At 53.9% G+C, this 18,399-nt stretch carries 16 protein-coding genes and 1 pseudogene; 7 read left to right on the forward strand and 10 right to left on the reverse strand.

Features of this window, described 5'->3' with window-relative positions:
- Positions 1–71: 71 nt before the first annotated feature.
- Genes JNJ77_08620 through JNJ77_08635 form a run of 4 tightly spaced genes read left to right on the forward strand, consistent with a single transcriptional unit; the run spans position 72 to position 5,385 of the window.
- Positions 72–1,286 (forward strand): sulfatase-like hydrolase/transferase, encoded by a 1,215-nt coding sequence (locus JNJ77_08620; GenBank protein ID MBL8822635.1) that lies wholly within the window; start codon positions 72–74, stop codon positions 1,284–1,286.
- Positions 1,287–1,307: 21 nt separating this feature from the next.
- Positions 1,308–3,173: an asparagine synthase (glutamine-hydrolyzing) gene (asnB, locus tag JNJ77_08625; GenBank protein ID MBL8822636.1), complete on the forward strand. Its 1,866-nt coding sequence runs from the start codon at positions 1,308–1,310 to the stop codon at positions 3,171–3,173.
- Positions 3,173–4,264 carry a glycosyltransferase gene (locus JNJ77_08630; protein MBL8822637.1) on the forward strand — a complete coding sequence of 364 codons (1,092 nt, stop codon included), beginning with the start codon at positions 3,173–3,175 and terminating at the stop codon, positions 4,262–4,264. Before asnB ends, JNJ77_08630 begins: the two co-directional genes overlap by 1 nt.
- The gene (locus tag JNJ77_08635; protein ID MBL8822638.1) at positions 4,261–5,385 is read left to right on the forward strand and encodes a glycosyltransferase; all 1,125 of its coding nucleotides are present in this window, start codon (positions 4,261–4,263) and stop codon (positions 5,383–5,385) included. Before JNJ77_08630 ends, JNJ77_08635 begins: the two co-directional genes overlap by 4 nt.
- 140 nt (positions 5,386–5,525) lie before the next feature.
- Here the strand turns inward: JNJ77_08635 and JNJ77_08640 are convergent, their stop codons facing one another.
- A complete protein-coding gene (locus tag JNJ77_08640) occupies positions 5,526–5,840 on the reverse strand; it encodes a P-II family nitrogen regulator (protein MBL8822639.1) in 315 nt (104 codons plus the stop codon).
- Positions 5,837–6,265, reverse strand: coding sequence for a hypothetical protein (locus tag JNJ77_08645; GenBank protein MBL8822640.1), 429 nt, complete (start codon positions 6,263–6,265; stop codon positions 5,837–5,839). The genes JNJ77_08640 and JNJ77_08645 overlap by 4 nt, the downstream gene beginning before the upstream one ends.
- 101 nt (positions 6,266–6,366) lie before the next feature.
- Here JNJ77_08645 and JNJ77_08650 point away from each other — a divergent pair, with 101 nt between their 5' ends.
- On the forward strand, positions 6,367–6,894 hold the full coding sequence (locus JNJ77_08650) for a hypothetical protein (GenBank protein ID MBL8822641.1): 528 nt from the start codon (positions 6,367–6,369) through the stop codon (positions 6,892–6,894).
- Positions 6,895–7,126: 232 nt separating this feature from the next.
- Positions 7,127–7,582 (forward strand): DUF4085 family protein, encoded by a 456-nt coding sequence (locus tag JNJ77_08655; protein MBL8822642.1) that lies wholly within the window; start codon positions 7,127–7,129, stop codon positions 7,580–7,582.
- A gap of 55 nt (positions 7,583–7,637) precedes the next feature.
- On the opposite strand, the gene JNJ77_08660 is transcribed toward JNJ77_08655, so the two are convergent.
- The 8 genes and pseudogenes from JNJ77_08660 to JNJ77_08695 form a co-directional block, all read right to left on the reverse strand.
- Positions 7,638–7,841 carry a hypothetical protein gene (locus JNJ77_08660; GenBank protein ID MBL8822643.1) on the reverse strand — a complete coding sequence of 68 codons (204 nt, stop codon included), beginning with the start codon at positions 7,839–7,841 and terminating at the stop codon, positions 7,638–7,640.
- A 53-nt stretch (positions 7,842–7,894) separates the two neighbouring features.
- On the reverse strand, positions 7,895–8,251 hold the full coding sequence (locus JNJ77_08665; GenBank protein MBL8822644.1) for a hypothetical protein: 357 nt from the start codon (positions 8,249–8,251) through the stop codon (positions 7,895–7,897).
- A gap of 26 nt (positions 8,252–8,277) precedes the next feature.
- Positions 8,278–9,474, reverse strand: a complete 1,197-nt coding sequence (locus tag JNJ77_08670) for an NADH-quinone oxidoreductase subunit D (protein MBL8822645.1) — start codon at positions 9,472–9,474, stop codon at positions 8,278–8,280.
- Positions 9,475–9,706: 232 nt separating this feature from the next.
- Positions 9,707–10,873, reverse strand: a complete 1,167-nt coding sequence (locus JNJ77_08675) for a peptidyl-prolyl cis-trans isomerase (GenBank protein ID MBL8822646.1) — start codon at positions 10,871–10,873, stop codon at positions 9,707–9,709.
- A 190-nt stretch (positions 10,874–11,063) separates the two neighbouring features.
- On the reverse strand, positions 11,064–13,952 hold the full coding sequence (locus JNJ77_08680) for an FAD-binding protein (protein ID MBL8822647.1): 2,889 nt from the start codon (positions 13,950–13,952) through the stop codon (positions 11,064–11,066).
- Between the two features lie 156 nt (positions 13,953–14,108).
- Complete coding sequence (locus JNJ77_08685; protein MBL8822648.1) at positions 14,109–14,735, reverse strand: ankyrin repeat domain-containing protein; 627 nt, start codon at positions 14,733–14,735, stop codon at positions 14,109–14,111.
- Between the two features lie 456 nt (positions 14,736–15,191).
- A pseudogene (locus JNJ77_08690) lies at positions 15,192–15,560 on the reverse strand (ankyrin repeat domain-containing protein).
- A gap of 737 nt (positions 15,561–16,297) precedes the next feature.
- A complete protein-coding gene (locus JNJ77_08695; GenBank protein MBL8822649.1) occupies positions 16,298–17,296 on the reverse strand; it encodes a MoxR family ATPase in 999 nt (332 codons plus the stop codon).
- Between the two features lie 902 nt (positions 17,297–18,198).
- Between JNJ77_08695 and JNJ77_08700 the strand changes: the two genes are divergently transcribed.
- Positions 18,199–18,399, forward strand: a 201-nt coding sequence (locus JNJ77_08700) for a transposase (protein ID MBL8822650.1), incomplete at its 3' end; no start/stop codon positions are given.

Genomic DNA, 18,399 nt, shown 5'->3' on the forward strand with positions numbered 1-18,399 from the left:
CTTGAGGGAAATCCATCCTAATCTCGTTATAACTATGAGCATTCGGCTGATGCACCATTTGGTTTTACTCCATGAAAGTCATTCTGCTTACCCTGCATGGTGCCCGTCTTGATGCATTTGGTGCATATGGCGGGACGTTGACTGCCACCCCTCATTTCGATGCGTTTGCTTCGCAGGGAATCGTTTTCGATCAGCATTTTGCCAGCCGACTGTTTACCAGCACCGATGCGGAATCGGAAGAGGATCAGCGTTTTGTCACGCTTGATGAATTGACTGCAGAGCTGACCAATAACGATGGCAGCTCGGCTTACTTTGCAGATCAGCGGGTGATGCAGTCGCTGAGCTACTCAGCAAGCTGGAAGCACGTGACGCTGGTAACCGAGCGCGACCTGGCTGCAATGGAACAGCCTACGCTCAGCGATGGCGTATTGCAGCATGGCATCGACTGGCTGCAGCAGTATGGCCATCATTACGACCGCTGGCTCTTGAACCTGGAACTGGGCGCTTTGCTTCCACCCTGGCGTGAAGAGGAAATTGCACCTGCGAAAGAAGCAACTGCGGGTGAGGAAAGTGTTGACCCGGTTTTGGACTATGAGCCAGGCAGCGGCGAGCCGGATGAACGTCGGTTTGCCTGGCGGGCTACCTACGCAGGCGTGGTGCGTTATCTCGATGATCTGCTCGGCCAGTTTGTCAAGCTGCTCGATGAACTGGAACTGACCGGACAATGCCTGTTCGTCATTCAAAGTTCGGAAGGCCAGCCTCTGGGTGAATATCGGCCGGGTGTGGAGGCCCATCAAGGCATTGAGGAGGCCCGGCATCATTTACCGCTGATGATCCGGTTTCCGAAAGGCGCCGGTGCAGGCCGACGGGTGCATCACTTTACGCACCCTGAAGATGTGCTGGCTACCATCTATCAATGCCTGCTGGGCCAAGCTCCTGCAGATTTGCCGGGCGATCATCTGGTACGGTACACACAAGGGTCCGCAGGGCGATATCGCGATTATGCCGTCACCGAGTTGTTTGATGATCGTGAACAATTGCTGGAAGCAGCACTGCGGACGCAATACTGGAACGCGGTGATTCCGCTGGATGACAGTGACCGTACTGTGCAGTTGTTCCGCAAGCCCGAAGATCGCTGGGATATGAACAACGTGACCAGCGAACATGCCGATGTTGTGGAACATCTGGAACTGACGCTGCGGCGATATCTGGCGTGGAAAAGCGCAGGCAGGCAAGGCGACGCCCCGGCATTGCGTGATGAGTTGGTGAAGGTCTTGGCTCGGTAACGAAATGCATATACTGACACCATGTGCGGACTTGCAGGCATTCTGGGACAATCCGACGAAACGGTGATGAAGCGCATGCTGACGGCGTGTCAGCACCGTGGGCCGGATGCCTCGGGTGTGTGGATCGCGCCGGATCAGACCATCACTTTCGGCCAGGCCCGGCTCGCCATTATCGACCTTTCGCCAGCAGGCAGACAACCGTTATCTAACGACGATGGCACTGCGTGGATCACCTACAACGGTGAAGTCTACAACCATGCCGAAATTCGCAAAGAACTTGAATCGCTCGGCCACCGTTTCCGGACTGCCACCGATACGGAAGTGATTCTGCATGCCTACCTGCAATGGGGCGAAGCAAGTTTATCCCGGCTACGGGGCATGTTTGCTTTTGCCATCGCTCACCAAAAGCAACCGGGCGGGGCGTGGGAAGTGTTCCTCGCTCGTGATCGGCTGGGCATCAAGCCACTGTACCTGGCTCAAGGCAGCAATGGTACATGGTACTTTGCTTCCGAGCTTACCACACTGCTGGCCACTGGTCACATTGCCAGAAGACTGAACTGGCAAGCTGCGTTTGATGTGCTGGCGACCGGCTCGGTAATTCAGCCTGGCACCATTCTGGAAGGTGTGACTGCCCTGCCCGCAGGCCACTGCTGCACCTGGAAACAGGGAACGCTGAGCACACCCAGGCGGTGGTGGTCGCTCGAAGAATCGGCTGCGAACAAACAGGCCGAGTTGGCTTCGCTATCATTTGAAGAACAGAGCAGCCGACTGCTGAGCATGTTGCAGGAAGTGACCCGGTATCATTTGATCGCTGATGTTCCGGTGGGAATCTTCTTGAGTGGCGGCGTTGATTCAACCGCGGCGGCGGCGCTCATGTCGAAGCTGGTCACCTATCCGGTGCACAGTTTTTCAGTCGGGCTCGACAGCGATCATCAGGACATGGATGAACTGAACGCTGCCCGCATTGCTGCCCAGTCGATTGGCACCGTGCATCACGAGCATGTGATCCGTGAAGCTGATGTGCCTGGCGTGTTTGTAGATTTCGTGCGGAAGGTGGATCAGCCTTCGGAAGATGGCGCCAACACGATGGTGGTTTCCCAACTTGCGAAAGAACATGGCCTCAAAGTTGTGCTCTCCGGCGTGGGTATGGATGAACTGCTCGGCGGGTATCCCAATCATTTCCTGGTGCAGAAATTGGCGTGGTTCCCGGGATTAGCGTGGAAGCCTGCCCAGTGGGGCATCCGCTCACTGCATGAACTGCGGCCTAACCGGTACAGTATGGCCATGCTGGCTGCTATCACTCCGCGAGGCGAACGCAACCGTCTGCTGCGTGAACATCTTTCGCTGGGTGAAGTGCGACAAGCCCTGCCCTGTTCCGGGTCATGTGCAACATCAAGGCCATCGCTCTGGCCTACCAGCAGCGATGCTCTGAACGATTACCTCCGGCAGGAAGTGCAAGGCTACCTGGCGAACACGCTGCTCCGCGATGCCGATGTGATGACCATGGCCAGTTCGCTGGAACTTCGTCCACTGTTTCTCGATCATCACCTGGTTGAGTTCTGTGCAGCGCTTCCCAGTACCTCGAAATGTCGCGAGGGCAAAGGCAAAGCAATCTTCCGCCATGCGATGCAGGGAATACTGCCTGAATCAACGCTGACCCGTCGCAAGCAGGGCTTTGGTTTGCCGAAAGACCGTTGGATGAATGGGCCACTACAAAAGCAATATGAAGCTCTAATTCAAAGTGCTACTGCCAAGCAACTTCTGACACCTGCCTGGCGGGAAAAGGAGCTGGCCCGGCTGCACCAGCGTCAGTTGAAATGGACCAGTTGGACGGTTGCCACGATGCTGGCTTATGTTCAGCATCATCGGCTTGAGGTGGCCAGTTGATGCCGCCGCGTCGATTACTGTTCCTGCTTTACGAACTGTCGTTTGGCGGCGTGGAACGCCAGGCCCAACTGCTGGCCGAGGCTGCAAAGTCCCAGGGGCATCATGTCACTCTCTTAGTGCTGGGCGGCGATGGGCCGGCACATCCCCGTTTCACACCTATCTGCGAGCAGATCATTATTCTGCATGCTCCTGTCAATCGCGACATGGCACTGCATCAGGCCATTCGGCAAGCTGTTCAGCCTTTGCAGCATGATGCGGCGTTCCTGTTCAGCACTGCCAAGTTGCCTGTGATTTCCCATGCCCTGCGATCGCGGATACCGATGCAGATCATGCATGTAGGCAACCCGACACGCTGGAGCTGGATGGAGTACTTCAAGCAGTCGGTACGCTCGCTCTACTTCAGACCCTCCCGTCAATTGTTCCTGGTAGCCAATTCGCGGTACACGCTGCAGAGCCTGAATGATCATTTTTACTATCAGCCTTTTCCGCTCTCCTTTTCTCTGAACTGTGTCCGCATACCTGACACACCAGTGTCAATCCGGGAAACCTGTGAGCCGCTTCGCATCGGCATGGTGGCCCGGCTCGATCGCATCAAGGATCATGCAACGCTGCTGCGTGCGGTGGCCCTGGCACGAAAGCAGGGTGTCAACGTGGTGTGTGAACTGCTGGGCCGAGGCGAACTGGAAGAGGAACTGAAAAAACTCAGCGTGGAACTGGGATTGGAACAGGCTGTGCGTTTCATCGGCTGGTCTGCCGATGTCGATAGCACTATGCGACAGTGGGATATTTTTGTTTTCTCAACGACAGAGCAGGAAGGCTTTGGCAACGCAGCCGCCGAGGCGATGGCTGCCGGGCTACCCTGCATTCTCACTGACATTGGTCCTTGCCGGGAAGTGGGTGGCGATGCGGTACGTTATGTGCCCTTTGCGAATCCACAGGCATTGGCTGATGCAATTATAGCGTTGCAATCGCCTGTCATTCGGCGTGATTTGTCGACACGGGCGCGGGCCCGAGCTCAGAAATACTTCCGGGCGGATCGCAAGCTGGCTGACTTTCTTCGCATTGCCTTCGCGAGCCGGGGTGCAGCATGAACCACCCGCCCGGCATTCTGCATGCTCTGTATTCGTTGCGTGCCGAGGGGTGTCCGCGGCTCGCTTACGATTTGCTCGATCAGGAAATGAAGCAGACCGGCAGGCGGGGGTTTGTCACGCTGCTTGACCCGCAGGATGATCTCCGCCGGGATTATGATCAGCTGGGCATTCCGGTGCATCAACTGATATGGAAGCGGAAGAATTACATCTCAATTTATCAGCAGTTTCTCAAAGTGCTACATCAGTGGAAGCCTGCAGGCGTGGTGCTCTACCCGCTGGGCGCTCATATTTCCCTGTCGCTGGCCTGCCGGAAGCTGAAGATACCGCATGTGGTGCACCTGGCATGCTTGCCCCCCTGGCGGGATTTTTCCGCATTGCAAAAGTTGCGCGTGCAGATGTGGACCGGGCAAGTGACCACCGCTGCCTACGCTGCATGTTCTGAACGGGTCAGGCACGATTGCATCCGGGCGTATCGCTTGCCACCGGCATTGGTGCAAACGGTTTACAATGGCATCGCGCTGGATCGCTTTGATGCACTGCGAAGTCAGCGACAGCCGTGGACACCACATTCAGGCAAGCCTCTGATCATCGGTATGACCGGAAGCCTGGAACTCTCCAAGGATCATCCCACGCTGCTGCGGGCGGTTGCACTACTGAAACAGCAGGGGCATAACCTTCGTTTGCGATTGGTGGGCGGAGGCACCCAGGCTGTTGCACTCAAGCAGCTAGCTTCGGAGCTGCAAATCAGCGATATTGTTGACTGGACCGGTTCTGTTCGCAATGTGCTGGCGGAGTTAGCTCGTTTTGATGTTTATGCTTTTTCCGCCAAGCCTGAAGAAGGCCTGGGCATTGCTCTCATTGAAGCAATGGCGAGCGGCATGCCGGTGCTAGCTACGGATATTCCAGCCGTTCGCGAAATTTTCAAGCATCATCCGCATGGCGTCAAAGTACCCTTTGGCGATGCTAAAGCGATGTCTACAGGAATTCTGAATGCCGCCCAACAACCAGCCGCCCCGCGCGAAGCGTTGACACCTTTTGATGTTGCACAGACATTTCGGGAGTATGAAGACATTCTGGCATCACAGCGGCAAGATGGTTTCAGAAAGTTGTGGCAGGGGTAAGCGGCCACGATACATATGTGCTCGTGCTGACAAGAGAGTAGCTTACCCCTGATGCCGTCACTGAACCCCAGGGGGCAGCGGCACTCTAACTACGCGTGGACTCTTACGATTGCAATCCGCTGACCCCTGGCACGGATTTTCTAAAACTCAATCGCCTCGGGCCAACTCGCGTCAATGGTGACAATCTTTCCATCGCCCATGAGGCCGGTGTGAGCCACCTTGGCGATGGCTTTCGCTAGCACTTCTGCCACCTCATCTCTGGCCCAGATGGTGATTTCGACTTTGGGCAAAAAGGCCAGGTTGTATTCACTGCCTCGGTATTGCTCCAGATTATTTTTCTGCCTGCCGTACCCTTTCACTTCATCAACAATGCAGGCTTCCACTTCGTGCTGGGCCACGAGTTCCAGAACAGCAGTAGCCTGGAAGGGCTTGATGATAATCAAGAGTTGTTTCATGGAGTGATTATAGCCTGATCCAGCGATTGCTTAAGCTGCTTGCTGTTTCCGCCACGATAATATGTTCTGCTTTCAAAGTTGGTGCCTGCAGCAAATGCTCCAACGCCTTCTACGCTGAAAAGTGATATGTGGTAACTGTTCCCGTTCTTCAAGGTTATGTCTAAATCCCCCATTACAATCCACTTTGCAGGTGAACTATCACGCCTGGCAGGCAGGAGTGATTCCCAGATAGCAGGCCAGTGCTTGTCGGCAATCTCATGTTTTCCGGTTGAAGAAACATATTCGATCCGGGAGATGTCGTTCAACGCAGGAAGTGGCGAACGGAGAAGATACCAGAACGAGAGTACGATGATCGCAAAGGCAACGCCAGCTACCGCCAGTTGTGTCCTGGTGATTCTGACGAATGCACTCGGTCCGGTGATCATGTTAAACTTCCTTCATTCCACAATTTCTTGTTGGTGCATGTCCAGATTCAGTAACACTGTTCGTTTCCATGGTATAACACCACTATTCTAAGGAGTTATCCATGAACGCAGCACGAATCTTCGCTATCCTGGCATGTCAATTAGTGTTGGTTTCTGCAAGCATCGCTCAGGAAAAAAATACCGAGCATACCATGAAACTCGCCGCAGGACAGAAATCGCCTGCAGCTACCATTGAGGATATGGCATGGTTTGCTGGCCGCTGGGTGGGCGACGGCATGGGTGGAAGCAACGAAGAACACTGGGGCCCGCCAAACGGTGGCATCATGCTAGGCACCTTCCGCCACAATAATAAAGAAGGCAAGCCGGTTTTCTACGAGTTCATGAACCTTGCCGAGCGCGAAGGCACCATCTCGCTGCGGCTCAAACATTTCAACCCCGACATGACAGGCTGGGAAGAGAAAGCCAAATTCGTCGAGTTCAAACTGGTCGCCAAGAAAGACGGCGCAGTCTATTTCGAAGGACTGACCTTTGTACCCAAGGGAAAAGATGAAGCAGTTATCTACTTGGCTATGCGAAGCAGAGACAAGGTGCGTGAAGAAGTGTTTCAACTCAAGCGGTTGAAGGAGTAGGTTGGAGTCTTGACAGAATGTCATGCCGCATCAGTGGCAGGGGTAAGCGGCCGCGAGGAACAAGTGATCTCCGCTTCGCGAAAATAGCTTACCCCTGTTCACCGCGCGGCATATCTAAAACATAGACACTCAGCATTCTTCTTGGATTGTCAGTGACCTTATGCTACCTTGCTGTCTGCAACATTAAGGTTAGAAGTTGGTTTATCGTCTCGGAAGGTTGAACGGAATTAGTATGCGATTCTTCACGAAAGAATGGCTTACTGGTGAACTCAGTGACGAGGCCTTCGATGCCATACCGGACGCTTACAGCATTTATCTTGCATCCCTCAAACTGCCATCAGATGTATTTGCACTCTCTAAAGTTGACATTCACGATGGCCGGTTGCTTGACGTAAAATACAATTCAGAATCTGCACAATTGTTACTTCGGCTTCGATGTGGTGATCAACAAACTGGCTACTATGATCTTCACATCACATACTCAGATTTAGTATTGGACAGCGCATCCCTTTCAGTTCTAAATGTTGCAATGCGAGCCCCGAAAGATGAGTTTCTTTATGATGAGATAGACCGTACAGGTGACAACTTTGAACATCGTTGTATTCTTGCCTCGCACAACGAAGTGCGAATAAAGTTTTCGCATGTAGTGGTGAATTCATGCCCACTAGACAGCCGTGAATCGCCTTAAGGCCAACAGTGCCAGGGGTGCGGGAGAAATACGAATCAATACCGCCCTGCCTTTCTCATCCATTCAATTGCTGCTCAGGCAGCCACTCATCAGGATACGGCTCGTAGTCCCATGGTTCGCTGGTCGTGTATTTCTCTCGACCAAGATAGTTGTGATAGATAGTCATGGCCTCGAAATGGCTACCTGCTTTAAAGGTAGTCAGCAGACGGGCCCCCGGTTCCAAGAATGCTCTTTGGCCATCACCACGCGGTCCGGCCATAGCGCAGCTATGCAGGACCATGCCGTCGCTAACCTCCTCCCATATTTCGTGAATCAAAATGGCCACGTCAACATGCCCTTTGTTCCTGAGTTACAAATCTCATAGCCGCATGAACCCGCCCCCGACTTGAAGAGTCGAGGGCTAAATGGTGTTGAACCGCACGTCCGCTGGCAGGCTGGCCATAGGCGCGCTTTTACTTTCTTGATGGAATCCTGCCACATCTCTTCAGAGGCTTCGACAAACCCGCTCGCATCAGCTTCTTCCATGTCTTTCATCAGCTTGGCTACTGCCATTCTTTTTTTCTCTTCTTGCAAAACCTGAGCAATGTAGGCTTCTTCATTCTTGTAGCCAAGCGATGCTGCCTGCTTTGCAACCCACTTTTGTAATAGTTTATCCAAGTTTAGCGTCATGTGTCAGTCTCCCATCAAGCCAGGCTTCACCGATCAATCTCACCCATCATAATATCCAGGCTGCCTAAAATCGAGGGGACGTCGGCGATGAGGCAGCCCTTGCATAGTTCGTGAATCACACTGAGGTTGGCCATGCACGATGATCTGGCTCGTACTCGCAGGGGCACACCATCACGGGCGGGGCGGCCGACGACGTAGAAACCCATTTGCCCGCGGGGGCATTCGGTTTCTACGTAACATTCACCTGCACTCAGATAGCGGGGTGGTTCGATGCGATGGCTGCCTGCTGCGGCGGGATAGCGATCGAGCGCCTGGCGGATGATCTTGATGCTCTCCATCACTTCGAGCATGCGGACGTAAAACCGATGCCAGTTGTCGCCGATGACTGCTTCTCGGGGTGCATCCTTGAAGGGTGGAATGATGGCCTGGAAATCGTACCGTTCGTAGCCAGAGTAAGGTTCGATCTTGCGTAAATCCCAGGCGGTATCGTGATTGCGACTATCCAGCGAAGCGCGAAGCACCGGGCCGGAGCAGCCGTAGGCCAGGGCCATTGCTTTGCTCAACACGCCCAGGTTTGCTGTCCGCTTGATGAAGATGTGGTTTCGCGTCAGCAGCGTGTGATATTCCTGAATGTGCGGCACGAACTCATCGAGAAACGCCCGGCACTGTTCGATCCAGTCAGTAGGCAGGTCATCATGCACTCCGCCAATAGTGATGTAGGAATAGGTGAGCCTGGCGCCGCAAAGCTGTTCAAAGAGCGTCAGAATTTTTTCCCGCTCGCGGAATGCATAGAGGAACGGTGTAAAGCTGCCAAGGTCAAGTCCGTAAGCGCCCATACCTAAGAGATGGCTGGCGATTCGATTGAGTTCGACAGCGATGATGCGAATGACCTGGGCTTTTTCGGGAATCTGCATGCTACAGAGTTTTTCGATGGCCAGGCTGTAGCCCAGGTTCATGTTCATCGCTGCAATGTAGTCCATTCGATCTGTGTAGGGGATGAACTGGACAGGCATGACGTATTCGCCGATTTTCTCGGCACAGCGATGCAGATAACCCAGATGTGGCGTCACTTCGGAGACGACTTCGCCATCAGTTCGAAGCACCAGGCGCAACACGCCATGCGTACTAGGGTGCTGTGGCCCCATGTTGACGAGCATCTCATCGGTGCGCACATCCATTTCAACCAGTGCAGGATCGGTCTCAGGCGGCAACAATACAGACATGCAGGCGGTCTCCTGCATGTATTATCGGAAGTTGGCAGGGCGTTGTCATGTTGAGTGGTTTATTAGAGTTCCCTCTCCCCCTCAGGGAGAGGGTTAGGGTGAGGGGTTCTTCCTCCTGGCGCAGCCCTGCAGTTTATGGTTTTACCTACATCACGATGGGCTTCGCCATTAGAAAAGCCCCTCACCCCCGGCCCCTCTCCCCGAGAGGGAGAGGGGAGAAGATTGTTTCCAATCACTGATTCTTATCCAGCATTTCGATGTAGGCTTTTTCTTTGATCTGCTTGCTGAGGCGGGTGAACTCGGCTTGATAGATGCGGTCTTCCATCTTGCGTTTGAGATCGTTGCAGACTTTTTCAAAGCTGATCATTTCTTCGGGCGTATGTTCTATCACACGGAAGAGGTGGTAGCCTCGCGAGGTTTCCACCAGTGGCCCCTGCCCGCCTGTCGGTTGATCGAAAACAAAGCGTTCCAGTTCGGTTGGCCTGATGTCGCCACGGAAGTTGCCTTCACCTGATCCGCTGCGTGCCTTGGAGATGCCATCAGCATATTTTTCGACAATGTCGTTGAATTCCTTGTCGGTCTTCGCGTTGCGGAGCAGTTGCCAGGCGGTTTCCGCAACCTTCCTGGCAGCCTGCACGGAACTGTACCGGTCGACATCGATATAAATGTGCTGCCAGACGACCCGTTCCTTCTTGAGAAATTCGTTGGGGTTGGCCCGGTAGTATTCGAGCAATCTTTCGCGGGTGGTTTCCGTATCGCTCTTGTCGCGGCAGAGTTCGCGAATCCACTGGGTGGCAATGAAGCTGCGGACGAATTGCCTGCGCATCAGGTCGATGGATTTGCCCTGGTTGTTGAAGTATTCCTTAATCTCATCTTCGGTTTTCAGCTTTACCACTTCCTTGTCGCGACGCATGATCTTGTCGAATTCCTTGTTCCCCACTTCCTGAATGTTCTTCATGGCAGGAGGAGGAATCTTGATGGCGGCATCCTGAATGATGGCCTCTTCGGTCACCAGATCATCCAGTGCTTTCTGCGACAGTTCACGTTCGAGCTGAGCCCAGTATTGCTGGGCGATACGTTTCTTCGCTTCGTTCATCATCATGTTGGTGGCAGAGATGATTTCCTCTTCCAGAATGGGTGAACCATTGACACGGGCAATGACTCGCGATTTCACGGTGCCTTTGGGCAGCGTGTTGCTGGTCTGTTGAATAGCTCCGCTAGGTTGTTGCATGGCCGGTGCATTGGCAGTACGCGCTGGTGGATTGCCGGTGCCTTGTGGCAGCGACCCGGCTGGCGGGAACAGAAGATCGGCCTTGCCCTGGGCTACCAATGACGGTGCACCGTGGCAACCCAGCAACATGATACAACCGCACATGATCCATCGCTGGCTGGTCTTCATAACCAACTCCCATCCCTGAGACAGACTCTCCGAAGTGTATGGACGATACCCATACTTGGGAAAATTGCAAGCTCAGGAAGATGGGGAAGGGAGGAAGACTGGTCAATGACCAGTAATTTAAGCTATGCATTCTTTGGAAAGTATATCTGCATTCGGCCCGAACCTGCCCAGGGCAAAATGGGGACTCGGGTTATGAATCCTTGCTGATCACCTGCCCAGCCAACAACTTTACTGGGTGCAACGCAACCTGTCCGGTGAAATCCTTCCATTGATGTCTGCAGGAGGTGCCATTGGCGACTACGATGGCGAAGGTGTGAGGCTTGAACATTGGCAACCAGGTTTGCTGGGCGATTTGCTGGCTCAGGGAGTAGTGTTCTTTTTCGTAGCCAAACGCACCAGCCATGCCGCAGCAGCCGGTATCGAGCAGGGTGACTTGGCTTTGAGGAATCATGCGTAATGCCGCGGCGGTGTCCTCCATACCGATCAGCGCTTTCTGATGACAGTGGCCATGCACCACTACGGGTTGCTGTAATGGGTTGTAATCCATCGACTGTTGAAGCAACCAGCTTTCGAGCATGCTGGCGTGGCGGGCGATGTGTTTCGTCGCAGTGCCCGGCACCAACTGTGGCCAATCGTCTACCAATGTCAGCAGGCAACTCGGCTCCAGACCTAAGAGCGGAACATCCGCGTTGATACGTTCAGCCAACTTCGTGGCTTGGCGTTGAATCAGCAGCTTGGCCTGGGTCAAATATCCCTTGCTGATCAACGGCCTACCACAGCAGATTGGCTCTACCAACTCAACTCGTGTGCCAGCGGTTTCGATGAGCTGCACCGCTGCCTGGCCAATTTCGGGTTCGGTGTAGGTGGTGAAACAATCATCCCAGAGCAGCACTTTGCTGGCAGATTCCAACCGGCGGTGTTTCCTGAACCAGCGGCGAAAGTGGTGAAAATGGAAGACAGGCAGACTCCGACCACGGGCCAATCCGCCCCAGCGGTCGAGTGCCCAGCGCACCAGCCACCAGCTGCCAACCGTGTTCATCATCGGAGCAAGGTTGGAACCGAGCTTCAGGTAGCTGGGCAGGAACCGTTGGATTCGATCAGACAACGGTCTGCGATGATGCTGATAATACTGCTGTAAAGCTTCAGCTTTCAGCTTGGCCATATCCACATTGCTGGGGCATTCGGCTTTGCATGCTTTACAGGCCAGGCACAGATCAAGTACTTCCTTCACTTCCGATTGTGCCAGTGCATCCATTGGCTCGTGCTGCTGAAACGCCAGGCGGAGAATGTTAGCCCGGCCGCGAGTGCTGTCTTTTTCATCAAGCGTTGCCCGGTACGATGGGCACATGGTGCCAACCGAGGTGCGCCGACAGACACCCGTGCCGGAACAAAGTTCGATGTGCTGCCTGATGCCACCTTCCTCGGCATAGTCAAACGACAATGCAGGCAGCGATTGTTTCTGCTGGCTGGCAACTTGATAACGCAACTGTTGATCCATCGGCTGTGGATTCACGATCTTGCCGGGATTGAACAACCCTTCAGGATCGCACGCCTGCTTTACCTGCTGAAAGGCATTGCAGATTTCCGGGCCAAACATTTTCGGCAGCCATTCGGAACGGGCCAAGCCATCCCCATGCTCGCCCGACAGGCTGCCCTGGTATTTGAGCACCAGGCTGCTGACTTCGTCGCTGATCTGCCGCATGGTCTGCACGTCGGCCTGCTGACTTAAATCGAGCACCGGGCGAATGTGCAGACAGCCCACGCTGGCATGGCCATAGATGGCGCCGAAGGTGCCGTGCCGCTGCATGATCTCCTGAAACACAGCAACGAAAACAGGCAGATGTTCGGGGCTGACGGCAGTATCTTCCACGAAGGTGATCGGCTTGCGTTTGCCCGGCAGCCCCATGAGTAAAGGCAGGCCCGATTCGCGGAGCCGCCAGAGTGGTTCGCGCTCGGCATCGTCGAGCGTTTTGACCACATGAGTAACGCCGGGGCTTCGCTGCAGTGTACCGTGCAAGCGTGTCAGTTTGTGTTCCACTTCATTGATGTCGTTGCCACTGATTTCGACGAGGAAGATGGCAGCAGGTTGGCCAACGATGTTCTGCATCCTCCTTTGCAGCGACAGGTTCCTGCGTGCCAGGTCGAGAATCATCTGATCCATCAGTTCCACCGCGGAAGGCTGAACTGCCAGGCAGACATCGAGCGTTTCGAGTGCTGCGGTCATACTGGAAAAATGTGGCACGAGCAACCCGCGATAGCGAGGCTTCTCCACCAGTTTCACAACAGCTTCGGTGGTTAACGAAAGGGTACCTTCGGAGCCGGTCATGAGTTCGGCGAGATTGAGTGATCCCTGTTCCCAACCTTTAAGCATCCGATCAAGGTTGTAGCCTGAAACACGCCGCAGAATCTTGGGGAAACGCTCGCGGATAGCCTGGTGATGCTGCGTGATGATCTGGCGGATGGCCCGATACAGTTGTGCGGTTCTGCTGGTGCTGCGATCCTGCATCAGGATATGCTGCAGCGATTCACTTCGCAGTTTAGCAGTGGTTCCATCGCTGAATACCACATCGAGACTTTGCACATGGTCAACGGTCAGGCCGTGAACGATGGAATGGGAGCCGGCAGAATTGTTGCCTATCATGCCACCAAGAGTAGCGCGACTGGCGGTGGAAACATCGGGGCCGAACATCAGCCCGTGCTGTGCTGCCTGCTGATTCAGATGTTCGAGCACCACGCCAGGCTGGACACGTGCCGTGCGATGCGTGGGATCAATGTCAAGCACTTTCCGCAGGTGTTTGCTGGCATCGATAACCAGCCCGGCACCGATGGATTGCCCCGACAGGCTTGTTCCACCGCCTCGCGGAATGATGGCAGTGTGATGATCGCGACAAATCTGGACGGCACAACGTAAATCTTCGGCAGTGCGTGGAAGAAACACTGCAACAGGTTCGATCTGATAAATGCTGGCATCGGTGCTGTAAAGTTGCCTGTTTACCACATCAGCATGTACTTCCCCGTTCGTCTCCTTGCGAAGATGGCGAGCCAGTGCCTGTCGTTTCAGTTCCAGAAAATCGTGCATGAAGATACGTTAGCAGGATGGCGAGGCAAGCGAAAGAGGGGACAAGGGTGAGGGGGTGATCATGAAATATTACGATGTTGGAATACGAAAGAACGACACCCATTCCCGCCCATATCGCTTCCAACATCAAGAAACGGTGGTACAATCGGATTGCTTTCACACCTTTACTGAAAATCTACCATAACAGAGCATTCGCAGTATGGGGCGGGGACGCAAGTACCAGCTTGCCCATGAGAGGGGTGTGTCGCCAAAGGCATCGCGAACTTCCTTTTCAGCTCCTGCATCCAGCAACATTTGGATAGCATCCGCGTCGCCGAAGGCGGCGGCACGGTGCAATGGCGTTTCCCCTTTCGTACGGCAATCACGCATGAATGAATCAGTCTCAACGCCTTCTTTCGTGGCCACATTTGGATTCGCACCGTTCGCCAGCAACACCTTGAGAACGGGATTGTAGACCGTGTGCTCGGTCTTGCAGAGTGCTGAATGCAGCGGCGTCTCGCCCGTGTCTGGCATCGGGTGATTGACATCGGCACCGTGCTCAATCACAAACTCGCACAACTCCTTATGCCCGTGAAAGACTGCACCATTGAGATCGAGATTCGATCCCAATTCCTGTAGCGAGGCACCACGCGAAACCAGAAACCGGATGGCACTTACATCACCGTGGTAAGCACACCACTGAATAAGCGAAACGCCATCGTCGCCTCGGCAACTCGCGGAGTTGCCCTGGGCAAGGTAATCGAACACCAGATCAGTACGCCCATCGGCAATCTGCTGACGCATGATAGCCTGCCTTGGAACTTTTCCCTTATGGTATGGTTCGATTAATAGTCTAACACTGATTCATGACAAATCACAACCAGTAAATGTGATGAACAGTATCGCAAATGTTTAGTTGCCGATGGCCTGCAGGGTTAATGTGGGAACACTTCCCTGGATAGTCAGTGCGGCTGCCTTTTCGTTTTCGACTTTGAAGCGGATGCGGACACTTGGCACACCTGCCGGGAAAAACGCATCGTCCCCCAGATAATGAATGAGGCGGCCTGTGGATTCTGATTCGCCAGCGCGAAAATCGACGACCAGTCGTTTTGCGTTGTTGAGTTTGCAAACAGCTTTGACATCAGGCTGTTTGGAAACGAACTCACCCAGGTATCGCTGCTTATGTCCCTCTTCCAGCGTTACTACTTTCAAACCCAGATCGGCATTACCAAGGGTTTCCAGGTAGGCAACGGTATCGGCAGCCTGCTTTCCGCCTGCCTTGGCATGGGCCAACAGGGTAATGCCGTGTGGTCCAAGCGTACGCTGAATGCCCGGCTGCAGCTTCACAAAAGCTATGACTACATCGGTGAAGCCCAGCATGGCCGCTGCAAAAATGTCGATACGAGCCCCTTGCCCGAGAAGGTATTCAGCGATGCCCCGATGGCCGACGTGCGACGCTGCACCCAGAGGCGACTCCCAGTCGCCAAACCCCCAGTCCCACCAGGCATTCACAAGTTCCGGGTATGCTTTCACCAGTTCCTTAACTCGTTGCTCGTTGAAGTGAGACGAGCCTACCACCTCAGCCACTAGTTTCTGATTTTGCCTGGGGTAGCCCGTCCAGAGTGACATCGAGGAAGTTGCAAGCGTTTCTGCACAGACTGTTGAAGTGGAAACTCCTGTCAGAATGCCAGTGGCCAGTCCCATGGCTGGTACGGATTGCATCAAGTCACGACGTGAAAATGAAAACTTCATGACGAACTTCCCCCGTGAGCATCTGGACGATAATACCACTCTCAAGACGTCGCCAATGTGCTACTGGTTTTCATATGCCGGAAAGTAGTCATCTTGCTTTAATATGTTGAAAATCCACATTGCAGATAGCCCCGCACTCTTTAAGTGTCGGGCGGGTACGCACGAAGTCATTGCATTAAACTCGATGCGTTATCTCAGAATATGAAGATCAGCAGTGCGCGAACCCGCTCGCGACTTGAAGAGTAGGGGGAAAATGAGATGCGGTAAGAATCTACATACTTCTACACACGTTTGAACACATTAACAAAGTTTGTCGACCCGGCTTCGCTTTTGAATTCGGTTGGCCGCGTGTTGCCTTTTGGTCGAAGCGGGCTTTCGTGGTGTCGCCTTCGATTACTTAGATGCCAACGAAGTTTTTCAATTGGTCACCAGGCTGGGTGTAGGTCTTCTACTCCAAGCGGTGTCAGGGTCGTGTGGTACTCGGCTCGACCCTGATGTCGCGCTAGGAAGTAACCTCTTGAGAATCAGGGGGGAGCATGATTACATTCATTGACCTGCCACCACTTATCAAACTCAAAATGATCCGGGAGCCAGATTATTTGCAGGACGCAACACTAGGCCGCATCCTTAAGTTGTTCCGGCGTGCCTGTGAGAATCTGTTGTAACAGTGAATCAGGATCAACCGATTCCGCTTGGGCATCAAAGTTCAGCAGAATACGATGTCGCAGGGCAGGCAGGTAGGAAACTCGGATATCTTCCAGACTCACATTGTACCGCCCTGCCAGGAGTGCCCGTACCTTGGCGGCCAGGACGAGTGATTGGGCGCCGCGTGGGCTGGCGCCGCAGCGGATGTACTGGTTTGCCAGGGCATGGGCATAGGGGCCTTTGGGGTGTGTCGCAAGGATTAATCGGATGGCATAGTCCTGGATGGGTGGTGCGATCAGCACTTCCTTGACCAGGTTCTGGTATTTCACAATGGTTTCCCCATCCATGACTTTTTCAGGCTGGGGAGATTCGCTGCGTGTGGTGCGGTCGAGAATAAACCCAATCTCCTCACGCGAGGAATAGTTGACGACGAGTTTGAAAAAGAAACGATCCAGTTGCGCTTCGGGAAGCGGGTAGGTGCCTTCCTGTTCGATGGGGTTTTGAGTAGCCATGACGAAGAATGGTTCTTGCAAACGGTGTTGAGTACCTCCCACGGTGATGGAGTGTTCCTGCATGGCTTCCAGGAGAGCTGATTGCGTTTTGGGCGTGGCACGATTGATTTCGTCAGCCAGTACGATCTGGGCGAAAATGGGGCCTCGCTGGAACTGGAAGTTACGTCGGCCCTGGTCATCTTCCAGCACGATGTTGGTACCGATGATGTCGCTGGGCATGAGATCAGGGGTGAACTGAATGCGGTTGAATTTCAGATCCAGTACCTGAGCAAGTGTGCGAACGAGTAAAGTCTTGCCCAGCCCGGGTACGCCTTCGAGCAAAGCGTGCCCGCCTACAAAAAGACATGTGAGTACACCTTCGACGATGTCTCGATGACCAACGATGACTTTGCCTATTTCTGTCTGTACATGCTGAAAGGCCTGACGAAATTCCTCAGCCCGTTTTTCCAGGGACATAGTTTACACCGATGATGAGAAACGAAGTGTGCCTCACGCCAAGAACCCCCTCACCCCCAACCCCTCTCCCTCCAGGGGAGAGGGGAGAAAAGGAAGGTTCATATTGTTCAAGGCATGAATGAGATCGCAGGTAACAGGATATCGTGGGTATCGATAGGATGCCAATGGATTTCAAGTCTGGTCGCCTTTTCTTGAACCGAGACTGAACAACACAAATGATACCAGAAAGTCGTGGCAGCGGGTCAGCGGATGCGCGAGATAGGTGTTCTCGCGGGCCCCATGAGCCGCTGCCCCCTGCACGCGGCGAAACAGCAGGGGGCAACGGTATATAGTTACATCGAGATCACCAGTGCTTGCAATCCGTTGACCCCTGCCACATCAACTTTTGGCTGCCTGCTGATACCGATTGCAGTTGCGCTATGGCTGCTTGGGCAACGGCCTGTAGCGCTGAACTCCGTCACCCCTGCCGGGGTGAGAGTTTCACTTTTCTCTTTTCCAGGGGTTGCGCTTCGCTTACCCCTGGCTACCAGCCATTGCCCCTCCGGGGCAAGAGCCACCAGTCATGATTGATCCCCATGACGTGATCCGAGAAGAAACGAAATGGCGATCAATACAACACCGACGGTTGGAAGCAGGAAATGGGCTAGAATCTTATTCGTAGTACGATCAGCAATCGACGAAAGTTCCATCCCGCAACCGAAAGGGATACTCATTATCAACAAGATGAACCCAGCCAGAAATGTAAAGAACCCAAGCTTATTCCATCTTTTACGCTGCATAAATACCTCACCATCCAGTTCGGAAAACTCCGTAAGGTATCAAGCTTCTTAGAGCATCTAACAAAATGAGCTAGTGCTTCTCGTCCAGTCAGGCTATGAGTTTGGCGAGCAAGGAGCACTGCTATGGCCAAACCGATTTTGGATGATCAACTCTGGGCATTGATTGAACCATTGTTGCCTGTACCCAAGAAGCGTCGAAAGCGTTATCCGGGCCGTAAGCCGATCAGCAACCGGCAAGCCCTCTGTGCCATTCTCTTCGTTCTCAAGACCGGCATTCCCTGGGAATCGTTGCCCCAGGAACTGGGTTGGGGAAGTGGCATGACA

The sequence above is a fragment of the Planctomycetia bacterium genome, assembly GCA_016795155.1.
Classification (GTDB): domain Bacteria; phylum Planctomycetota; class Planctomycetia; order Gemmatales; family HRBIN36; genus JAEUIE01.